The sequence below is a fragment of the Streptomyces sp. S3(2020) genome (assembly GCF_013044505.1).
Taxonomy (GTDB): domain Bacteria; phylum Actinomycetota; class Actinomycetes; order Streptomycetales; family Streptomycetaceae; genus Streptomyces.
On record NZ_JABERD010000427.1, the window covers coordinates 1 to 3,415 of the forward strand.

At 73.0% G+C, this 3,415-nt stretch carries 3 protein-coding genes and 2 pseudogenes; 4 read left to right on the forward strand and 1 reads right to left on the reverse strand.

The features are described 5' to 3' along the window. Positions 1-597: pseudogene (locus tag HLK59_RS49045) on the forward strand (hypothetical protein); the annotation flags it as partial. Here the strand turns inward: HLK59_RS49045 and HLK59_RS49050 are convergent. Next, positions 587-1,000 carry an organic hydroperoxide resistance protein gene (locus tag HLK59_RS49050; RefSeq protein ID WP_171148179.1) on the reverse strand — a complete coding sequence of 138 codons (414 nt, stop codon included), beginning with the start codon at positions 998-1,000 and terminating at the stop codon, positions 587-589. The pseudogene HLK59_RS49045 and the gene HLK59_RS49050 sit on opposite strands and share 11 nt — an antisense overlap. 139 nt (positions 1,001-1,139) lie before the next feature. On the opposite strand from HLK59_RS49050, the gene HLK59_RS49055 reads away from it, so the two are divergent. The 3 genes and pseudogenes from HLK59_RS49055 to galE form a co-directional block, all read left to right on the forward strand. Continuing rightward, the gene (locus HLK59_RS49055) at positions 1,140-1,601 is read left to right on the forward strand and encodes a MarR family transcriptional regulator (RefSeq protein WP_171148180.1); all 462 of its coding nucleotides are present in this window, start codon (positions 1,140-1,142) and stop codon (positions 1,599-1,601) included. A 97-nt stretch (positions 1,602-1,698) separates the two neighbouring features. Next, positions 1,699-2,361 (forward strand): annotated as a pseudogene (locus HLK59_RS49060) (glycosyltransferase family A protein); the annotation flags it as partial. A gap of 156 nt (positions 2,362-2,517) precedes the next feature. Further along, positions 2,518-3,415 (forward strand): UDP-glucose 4-epimerase GalE (gene galE, locus HLK59_RS49065; protein ID WP_171148182.1); only part of this gene is annotated, 898 nt, incomplete at its 3' end.

Below are 3,415 nucleotides of genomic sequence, written 5' to 3' on the forward strand. Positions count from 1 at the left end.
CTGGTGGGGCTGGCGGCGCTGTGGCGGCGGGGTCGGCCGTGGCAGCGGGGGCGGCGGGATCCGCTGACGTTGATGTTCGTCCTCGGCTGCGTGGTGGCGGCGTGCGGGTACGGCGGGATCGCCGGGCTCGTGGCGCTGGTGTGCGCGGCGGCCGTGGAACTGGCGGCGCCGCGGCCGTGGGGTGCGCGGCGGCGGGTGTACGCCGGGGTCGTGGCCGCGGTGGTCTGGCTCGGGCTTCTCACGGTGCCGAGGCCGGCGGCGCCGCCGACGTACGAGTGGGCGGCGCGGCACGTCGGACGCGGCGAGGTGGTGCTCACGGCCGACCGCCACGCCGCCCTGGCGCTCGCGGGGTACGGGGCGAATCTCGTCCCGCCCGGCCCTGCGGCGAAGGGCCGCGAGCCGGACGTACGGGCTTATCTCGCAGCGGCGTCGACCCGCGCCGACCGTACCGCCGTGGTCCGGCGCCACCGGGTGCGCTGGCTGCTGCTGACGCGGCAGGACAGGGTGCCCGAGGAGGCGGTGGTGGTGGCGTGGAGCGCGCGGACCGGGGAGGTGCTGGCGCGGGTCGTCGAGCCGGTGCCGGTGACTACTCGATGACGAGCTCGACCTCTATGTTGCCGCGGGTGGCGTTGGAGTAGGGGCAGACCTGGTGGGCGGTCTCGACGAGCTTGCGGCCGGTCTCGGCGTCCACGGTGTCGGGGAGCTCGACACGGAGCACGACGGAGAGGCCGAAGCCCTCGCCCTGCTTGTGGATGCTGACCTCGCCGGTCACCGAGGCGTCGCTGACGTCGACCTTGGCCTGGCGGCCGACGAGACCGAGGGCGCTGCCGAAACAGGCGGCGTAACCGGCGGCGAACAGCTGCTCCGGGTTGGTGCCCTGACCGTTGCCGCCCAGCGCGGCCGGCGGGGCCAGCTGGAGGTCGATCTGACCGTCGTTGCTGACGGCGCGACCATCGCGGCCGTGGGTGGCGGTGGCGACAGCGGTGTAGAGCGCGCTCATGGGATCCATCCCTCTCAAAGTGGTGACGGGGGGCAGCCGGCCCTTCTCCGCTCGCGGTCCGGGCCGTCTCACGACCACAAGTAGAGCACACAATTCAGTTGTGCACAACTAAATGGCGACCAAGCGCTACCCTGGAGACATGACCACGCCTTCGCCCACCACCGACTGGCTCCGCCTCGACCAGCAGATCTGCTTCTCCCTGAACGCCGCCTCGCGCGCCTTCGGCGGCGTCTACCGCGTGATCCTCAAGGACCTCGGACTCACGTACCCGCAGTACCTGGTGATGCTGGTGCTGTGGGAGCACGGCGACCTGCCCGTCAAGAAGCTCGGCGAGCACCTGCGCCTCGACTCCGGCACGCTCTCCCCGCTGCTCAAGCGACTGGAGTCGGCCGGCCTGGTACGCCGCGAGCGCAGCGCCCGCGACGAGCGTTCCGTGGACGTCCGGCTCACCGAGGAGGGCGTCGCGCTGCGCGAGCGTGCGCTGGAGGTGCCGCGCCGGATCGTCGCGGCGACCACCTTCGACGTGGACGAGATCCGCGAACTGCGGGCACGGCTGGACGAGCTGACCACGGCGCTGGACTCGGCACAGCTGGAGGAGTGAACCAGGGGCGGCTTCCCACCGTCTTCCGGATCGAGCGCCGACCGCCCCCTGAGGCGCGGCCACCCGTATCCCCCCGCGATTCCGGAACGCGACCCCCATGGACCCTCACGCCCCCCAGGCCTGTGCCGTCGTGACCGGCTACAACGACACCCCGCGCGTCCGGGCCACCGTGCGCTCCGTACTCGCCCAGGGTCCGGCCGTCCGCGAGGTCCTCGTCGTCGACGACGGCTCGACGGACAACGGCGCGGAACCGCTGGCCCGCCTCGCTTCGATCGACCCACGCGTGCGCGTGCTCCGGCGCCGCGTGCACAGCGGCGGCCGCGGCAGTCCGCGCAACACCGGCCTCGACCGCGTGACATCGCCGTACGTGATGTTCCTGGACGGTGGTGACGCGCTGCTGCCCGGCGCGGTGACCGCGCTGCTGGGGGCGCGCGCGGAGGTCGCGAGCGGGTTGTGCGCGCGTCCCGCGCGGCGCCCGCTCCTGGTGCACGACACCGTCTGCGGCAACAAGCTCTACCGCACCGACTTCCTGCACGACCACGGCATCCGCTTCCCCGAGGGCCGCTTCGCCCACGAGAACGTCGTCTTCCACGCGCGCGTGCTGGCCGCGGGCCCGGACATCGCGCTTGTGCCGGAACGCGTGTACGCGCCGCGCGCCCCGCGGAGCCCCGACACCGGGGCGCTCACGGAGGCCTACCGGCTGGCGTACGACATCCTGCTGGCGGCCGGGCGGGAGGAACTCGCGCGCGCGGTGCGCGCCGGGCACGGGGCGGAACCGGCACCGCACGTGGCGGCCCGATCACGGGGAGTTGTCGCGGTTGTCCGCGGCGGGCTCCGGCGCCTGATTGACTGAAGCCGGTGTCCGACCGCGCACCGCACGCACATCTCGCTGCATCTGACGAGGGGACGGCCGCACATGACCTGGCTGATCACCGGCGGCGCCGGCTACATCGGGGCGCATGTCGTACGGGCGATGACCGAGGCGGGCGAGCGCGCGGTGGTGTACGACGACCTGTCCACGGGGATCGCCGAGCGCGTCCCGGACGGGGTGCCGCTGGTCGTCGGCTCCACCCTGGACGCGGAGCGCGTGGCGCGCGCCCTCGCGGACCACGCCGTCACCGGGATCGTGCATCTGGCGGCGAAGAAGCAGGTGGGCGAGTCGGTCGATCTGCCGCTGCACTACTACCGGGAGAACGTCGAGGGCCTGCGCGTCCTGCTGGAACAGGCGACCGGGACCGGGATGTCCGGAGCCTCCGGGGCGTCCGGGGTGTCCTCCTTCGTCTTCTCGTCCTCGGCGGCGGTGTACGGCATGCCGGACGTGGAGCTGGTCACGGAGGAGACGCCGTGCGTGCCCATGTCGCCCTACGGCGAGACGAAGCTGGCCGGGGAGTGGCTGGTCCGCGCGACGGGCCGGGCGACGGGCCTGGCCACGGCGTCCCTGCGCTACTTCAACGTGGCGGGCGCGGCGACCCCGTACCTCGCGGACACAGGCGTCTTCAACCTGATCCCCATGGTCTTCGAGAAGCTGACGGAGAACGCGCCCCCACGCATCTTCGGCGACGACTACGCCACACCGGACGGCACCTGCGTCCGCGACTACATCCACGTGCTCGACCTGGCCGACGCCCACGTCGCCACGGCCCGCGCCCTCCGCTCCTCCCCCGGCCGCGACCTCACCCTCAACGTCGGCCGCGGCGAGGGCGTCTCGGTCCGCGAAATGATCGACCACATCAACGCCGTCACCGGCTACGACCGCCCCCCGACCGGCACCCCCCTGTCTCCGATACACATACCCGCGCCCACGCGCCCCCTCA